We start from the raw sequence: 6,025 nt of genomic DNA on the forward strand, positions 1-6,025 counted from the left end.
CGAGGTCTATGCCGATGGCGGTATCCACGTGAGGAAGCGGCTGGATGTCTACTTCACACAGAATCGAAACGAAGTACTTGCCTGTGCCGTTTCGACGCACCGTAGCAGACAAGATCCGTCCTTCGATTTCACGGGACTTGGCAAAGCGCACCCAACCCAGCTTCGGAAGTTTCAACAGATCGCAGGCAACGGCAATATTGCCGTTCGTAAACTTCGTGGTGTAGCTTTGGACGGGATTGCGTTTGCTCTTGAAACGAGGCGGATCGTTTTGCTTTCGAAAGAAGCGATCAAACGCATCTGCCAGGCTGCGAACGGCGGATTGCAAAGCAATGCTGTCCACGTCCCTGAGCCAAGGCCATTCCTTTTTCAACGCTGGCAGCCCGGTTGCACAGGTCTGGTAAGACAAGCCTTTGCCTGTTTCTTGGAAGGTGTCGTTCCACCTCGCAAGGAGAGGGAGTCTTCTCAGCAGTAACGATACACTCGCTTTCGATACACCCGATTCTTCTGATACGCTATTGAAATTGATGCTCTTGTTGGCTCGTAAGAGGCGTTTAATCGCCTGATCTACCTTCTCTAAGGTACTCGCCTTCCGTTGGGCATGGATTCTCTTCAGATGAGCTGTACGGTCGTAATTAGCCATTTCCAGCACTCACCTTTCTTTTAATACGGTCTTGTCTACCGAAAATGATATTGCCTTCTTGAAAGTTAGTTAGAATCCCTTGATAACGTAGTAGATTTTTCTCATTCTTCTCAGCCATATCTTCACGACCATGTTGTTTTGCTGCTTCAATTAATGCAATTTGGACGACGGTACCCACGACTATTCTGCCATGGGCGGCAAAGACGGAAGAATCCAGATCCATCACGAACTGATCCCGAGGTTCGATTCCAGCGGTGAAAATACGCTTTTCCAGAAACCATAAATAGTTGCTACGTTTAACTTACGGGGAACTAGGGCCTGTCTTCAAACTATGAAACAAATCCCAGCAACGGGCGGTTTCGCTCTGCCCGGGCCCTGTGGCGTTCTTCCGGCGTGGCCTCCTTCAACTCGTGTTCAATCGTTTTTTCGTCGTTAGTCCGCCTCGGGATCTTCCGATTGCATGAAATTGCTGCCCCCTTTTGCCCCGGCTCCAAGCGTTGGTGGGATGCTGGGCTCATGCGCGGCCATTTACAGCGTGATCGAGACGGCGAAGGAAAACGGATTACATCCATTCCGGTACCTCAAGTACCTGTTTGAGCAATTGCCGCAGCTTTCCGATCTCCAAGCTCCAAAAGCGCTGGAGCCGTTTATGCCGTGGTCGGCTTCACTGCCCGATTCTTGTCGCACTCCCTAATCTTCATCCATCATAGAGCTCCTTTCTCCGCGGCATATCTAAATGCTAAATCAGCAACTGATTCGTTGGCAAAAGATGCTGGAGCAAAACTGGCAAGTTCGGGGATGGGAACCAGAGGCGCCGAAACATTTACATCAATGCATCAGATGAAACTTTTTCTTTGTTTGCTTTGATGCTATTATAAAATTTATGGAGATTGGCTAAACATACTACTATTATACTCTACCAATTCAATTTACTTTTGAATCCATTCATGTTTACTTTTATTAAAAAAACTTTAATTTGTACTTCCTAATTTTAACTGTTAATATATAGATATTCGCCGTTATTTACTTACCGGTTTATTGCTTTGCCATTATTTCAATAATGTGGGTGTGTGCGATGGATTTCTACGATCAATTACGAGATATGCGCAAACTGAAAGGTTTCACCATTCGCGAGCTGGCGGACCGCTCCGGCGTATCGGCGGCCTATATTTCCCAGCTGGAGAACGGCAACCGCGGGGTCCCCTCGCCCGACGTGCTGATGAAGCTGTCCGAGGGATTGAACATTCCTTATACCGAGCTGATGCAGATTGCAGGCTACCTGGAGAAGACGGCCTCCGACACGGAGGAAGGAAGCTATACGAAGCCGCGGGTGAACCTGCGCCGCTTTCTGCGCGAGAACGACCTTATCTTCGATGGAATCGAGCTGACCGAGCTGGATAAGGAATGGATCGAGCGGATGCTGACCGTCATGTTCTGGAAAGAAAAGCAGCTTCACGGCAAGGACGAGCAGACGGCGGAATTTTTGTATGAGTCGAAATGAACGGCAGGAAAGTCCGGCTCCCGGCAGCTCCAGGGGACCGGACTTTTTTTCATGCGAAGAGGAAAGGACCGCTTCCGTAACACGGGCGGCCCTTCTGATGTTACACGATGCGGATTAAACAGGCAGGCGCTTGCTTGATACGATCGTAGATACCGCGACTTTATTAAGCAGCGAATCTCTTCCCTTGACTTCGATCAGGATCGTGTACCGGTCCGTCGATTTCAAGGTGCCTTGCATCTGGACACCATTCTTCGTAATTAAGGTAACAGGTATCCTTTCCGTAATGAGCTGATCCAAAAACCGGTTCTGCACATTATCCTGGGTCTGCACGTTATCACTACTTTTCGTCATGTGAGACATCCCTTTCTCTTTTTAGGATTCCGGTCTATCGTACCACAACCGAATCTATTACTCTATTGTCAGGACGGACAAGGCCATGTAAACTATAAATAGAAAGTATCACGTTCCGCCAACATGCGTATACTGAAAAAGGAATGCGGATGCCGCGAACATCCGCACTCCCGCACAATAGCCGCTTCTCAGGGCGGTGGCTTAGACAAATTGTATGAGGATCAAGAAAGGACCGCTGCTTTGACCGAGGGCGGTCTATTTCTTTTTGTTAAGGTACGTTAGCAATGCCAAGATGAACATCCCGAACCCGAACATCAAGGTTAATGCTTGGTATACCTCCATAGGCCATCACCTCCTATCCAGGAGGCTAGCCGACCGCCCTAAAAGCCATTCTATCGTGGTTTTTCCATTGTAACATATTGTTCCATCAAACCCAAAATAAGCTTGTCCAATCGAAAAACCAAATGCTCTATGGGACCGAACAGTACGGACTTGCAGGACGCCCGACCTACGTTATCCGGAGCATCAGCCTACACTCTGTCGGGCTATCGCGGATTCCAAACCGGGAACTATTGCAAACGGCGGCGGGATCGTTTATGATTGACATCACAGTAGGTCAAAAAAGAGGTGATCGCTTGTCTCCCCGAACGAAAGAACAAAACGAAGAAATCCGGCTTCTCCGGGTGAAGCAAATTATGCAAGCCGCAGCCGAGGTATATTTGGAGCAAGGCATTACGATGGAGATGCGCGACGTCGCAAACAAAGCGAATTTGGGCTACGGCACCGTGTACCATTATTACAAAAACAAGCACGCTCTGCTCGACGACCTGCTGTGGCAGGCGTTCCACGAAGCTAAGCAAGTCACGGAGGAAGCATTCGGCGCATCCCAGCCCCCCGGACAGCAGCTCCGACGCTACGGCACCCTTATGCTGCGGCAATGGTTTCACGACCGGTCCGTCTATATTTTGTATAAAATGATCTGGGAAAACTTTCAGCAGGTCCCGGGCGGCCGCTTTCAAAAGCTGTACGATCAGTTCCAAATCGAGCTGTACCGTCCGCTTATGTCGGCCATTCAACAGCTCGGGGCGCAGGAGCCTGAGAAACGGGCGAATTTTCTTCTCGGCTCCATGATCGGCTGCGCCGGTTTATGGATTCACCACGGCCATGAAGAGCCGGATACTGACGATATCGCCGATTCATTAGTCCGCAGTATCGAAAAGAAGGGAAATTGATCACATGATTATTTTGAAATCCAAACAGGAAATTGAGCTCATGAAACAAGCCGCTCAGCTGGTCGCAGCTTGTCACCGGGAAATCGCCAAACTGGTGCAGCCCGGCATTACGACACTTGAAATCGAAGATTTCGTGGATACGATGATCACGAAGCATGGCGGCAGAGCCTTTACCAAGGGCTTCAACGGGTATAAGTACGCCACCTGCGCATCCGTCAACGATGTCATCGCCCACGGGTTTCCAAGCCGTACACCGCTTCAGGAAGGCGACATCGTCACCATTGACATCGTCGCGGAAGTCGACGGCTGGCTGGGCGATTCCGCCTGGAGCTATGCGGTAGGCTCTATTTCCGACGAAGCCCGGCGGCTGATGGAAGTGACCAAGCAATGCCTGGATCTCGGCATCGCTCAGGCCTTCGCCGGCAACCGCCTCGGGGACGTAACGCACGCGATCCAATCCTACGCGGAGCGGAACGGCTACTCCGTCGTTCGCGATCTGCTCGCCCACGGCATCGGCCGGGATCTGCACGAAGAGCCCAGCTACGCTCATGTTGGGCTGCCCGGCAAAGGCGTACGTTTGAAGGAAGGCTTCGTGTTCACGATCGAGCCGATGATCAATGCCGGTACGCATCATATGTACATCGAAGCGGACGGCTGGACGGCTCGAACGGCTGACGGACGGCTATCCGCCCAATACGAGCATACGATTGCGATCACCGAAGACGGCCCACTGGTGCTCACAGACCAAGCTACGGCCGGCTGACGCCGCAGTCTCCATAGTTCCCCCTGCTCCATCTCAACCGGTTTCAGCCCTTTGTCCGCAGTTATCTGCCGCACGAAGGGCTGCTCTGCGTAACAATAGCGCCTGCTCTCCTGCCAACATCCCCCTGTTTACCTCACATTCCACACATTACTTATATGGATTTCCAATAATATATTACCTGTTATTAAATCCTATAATTATATTATTTTTAGGTGAAAAAACAGTTGAAAATGAATGTATCTTGAAATTCCACGAAGGGTGCGGAATATGAAGTTCAAGATCAATCAAGGGACCATAGTCTCATATACACGAATCACAAGCCCCTTTTTCTATCAGATTTTCGACAAGAAATAGGCGACTCCTCATCCGATACACTAGGGCTAAAGAACCTTTTATTGTTCAACAGGAATATTTTTACTTAAAAGGGTATTGTAAAAAATTAAAATTGTATTAATATTATTATCAAGCAGTCGGAGTTGGAATTTTTTCCTAGTGTTTCAACAAACTGCGATTTATTCCTACGGTTTTATCTGAAAAGAATTGACCACTTAACGAAAGAGGTGATGCTTTTTAGCGAAAACACGCACCTCATGACTCCACTCGATCGATCCTGCCTTGCCTCAGATTTTTGCTTCTGTAATTATCACCTTCGACAAGACCCGCTTTTAAATTGCCTTTGGTTTGTCACCCGCCACCAGAAAAACCAGTTTCAAATTCATTTTAAACCGATCGGAAAAATATTATAAAGGAGAGATGAATTTATATGTTAAAAGTATGGTCATCGATTATTACAGGAGCGTTTTTGCTCGGAAGCGTGCAAGCCGTGCATGCTGCTCCACAAGAGCCGTCCGCTCCCTTTGGAGGATTTGCCCCTCAATTGATTACCGAGGAAAACTGGAGCGCACCGCAAGCCGTAACCGGGGAGGACAAAGTCTGGAAGTACCTTGAATCCAAGCAAGAAAGCTTCCAGATCAGCAAATCCGTCGATCTGAAAAAACAATTGAAAATTATCGAGCAAACGACAGATGAAAAAACGGGAACCCAGCATTTCCGTCTGCAGCAGTATGTGGAAGGCGTTCCTGTATACGGCGGCATTCAGACGGTTCACATCAACAAAAAAGGACAAGTCACATCGCTGATCGGCAGCGTGCTTCCCGAACAGCAGCAGCAGGTTCCGAGGGGCTTGACCTCGCAAATCAGCGAAGCGGAAGCTATTGCCGTTGCCCAGAAAGATACCGAAGCCGAAGTCGGCAAGCTGGGCGAACCGCAAATGGCGCCAAAAGCGGATCTGTACGTTTACTTGCACGAAGGACAGCCGATACTCACCTATGTGACGGAGGTTAACGTTCTCGAACCGGAGCCGATCCTAACACGCTACTTCATCAGCGCCGATGACGGCAGCATTTTATTCAAGTACGATATCCTCACTCGCGCTACGGGCACCGGAAAAGGCGTGCTCGGAGATACGAAAACGTTTACAACTACGCAATCCGGCTCTACCTATCAATTGAAAGATACGACGCGCGGGCAAGGAATCG

Annotated in this window: 5 protein-coding genes and 4 pseudogenes; 5 read left to right on the forward strand and 4 right to left on the reverse strand. The window is 49.4% G+C overall.

What is annotated here, in order from left to right:
• Nucleotides 1-640 (reverse strand): annotated as a pseudogene (locus BLO51_RS28000) (hypothetical protein); the annotation flags it as partial.
• A pseudogene (locus BLO51_RS28005) lies at nt 633-791 on the reverse strand (transposase); the annotation flags it as partial. The pseudogenes BLO51_RS28000 and BLO51_RS28005, both read right to left, overlap by 8 nt.
• Nucleotides 792-1,160: 369 nt before the next feature.
• Between BLO51_RS28005 and BLO51_RS28010 the strand changes: the two are divergent.
• Together BLO51_RS28010 and BLO51_RS28015 are read left to right on the forward strand one after the other, a co-directional pair.
• A pseudogene (locus BLO51_RS28010) lies at nt 1,161-1,334 on the forward strand (transposase domain-containing protein); the annotation flags it as partial.
• Nucleotides 1,335-1,715: 381 nt separating this feature from the next.
• Nucleotides 1,716-2,141 carry a helix-turn-helix domain-containing protein gene (locus tag BLO51_RS28015; protein WP_090677406.1) on the forward strand — a complete coding sequence of 142 codons (426 nt, stop codon included), beginning with the start codon at nt 1,716-1,718 and terminating at the stop codon, nt 2,139-2,141.
• 114 nt (nt 2,142-2,255) lie between these two features.
• Here BLO51_RS28015 and BLO51_RS28020 read toward each other — a convergent pair whose 3' ends face one another.
• A complete protein-coding gene (locus BLO51_RS28020; RefSeq protein WP_245719872.1) occupies nt 2,256-2,492 on the reverse strand; it encodes an RNA chaperone Hfq in 237 nt (78 codons plus the stop codon).
• Nucleotides 2,493-2,747: 255 nt separating this feature from the next.
• The gene (locus BLO51_RS30690) at nt 2,748-2,834 is read right to left on the reverse strand and encodes a putative holin-like toxin (RefSeq protein ID WP_108531390.1); all 87 of its coding nucleotides are present in this window, start codon (nt 2,832-2,834) and stop codon (nt 2,748-2,750) included.
• Nucleotides 2,835-2,956: 122 nt separating this feature from the next.
• Here BLO51_RS30690 and BLO51_RS28025 point away from each other — a divergent pair, with 122 nt between their 5' ends.
• The 3 genes and pseudogenes from BLO51_RS28025 to BLO51_RS28035 all read left to right on the forward strand — a co-directional run.
• Nucleotides 2,957-3,724, forward strand: a complete 768-nt coding sequence (locus tag BLO51_RS28025) for a TetR/AcrR family transcriptional regulator (protein ID WP_245719873.1) — start codon at nt 2,957-2,959, stop codon at nt 3,722-3,724.
• A 4-nt stretch (nt 3,725-3,728) separates the two neighbouring features.
• Nucleotides 3,729-4,487: a type I methionyl aminopeptidase gene (map, locus tag BLO51_RS28030; protein WP_090677411.1), complete on the forward strand. Its 759-nt coding sequence runs from the start codon at nt 3,729-3,731 to the stop codon at nt 4,485-4,487.
• A 763-nt stretch (nt 4,488-5,250) separates the two neighbouring features.
• Nucleotides 5,251-6,025: pseudogene (locus BLO51_RS28035) on the forward strand (peptidase M4 family protein); the annotation flags it as partial.

Origin of the sequence: Paenibacillus tianmuensis (genome assembly GCF_900100345.1) — a bacterium.
GTDB classification, from domain to species: domain Bacteria; phylum Bacillota; class Bacilli; order Paenibacillales; family NBRC-103111; genus Paenibacillus_G; species Paenibacillus_G tianmuensis.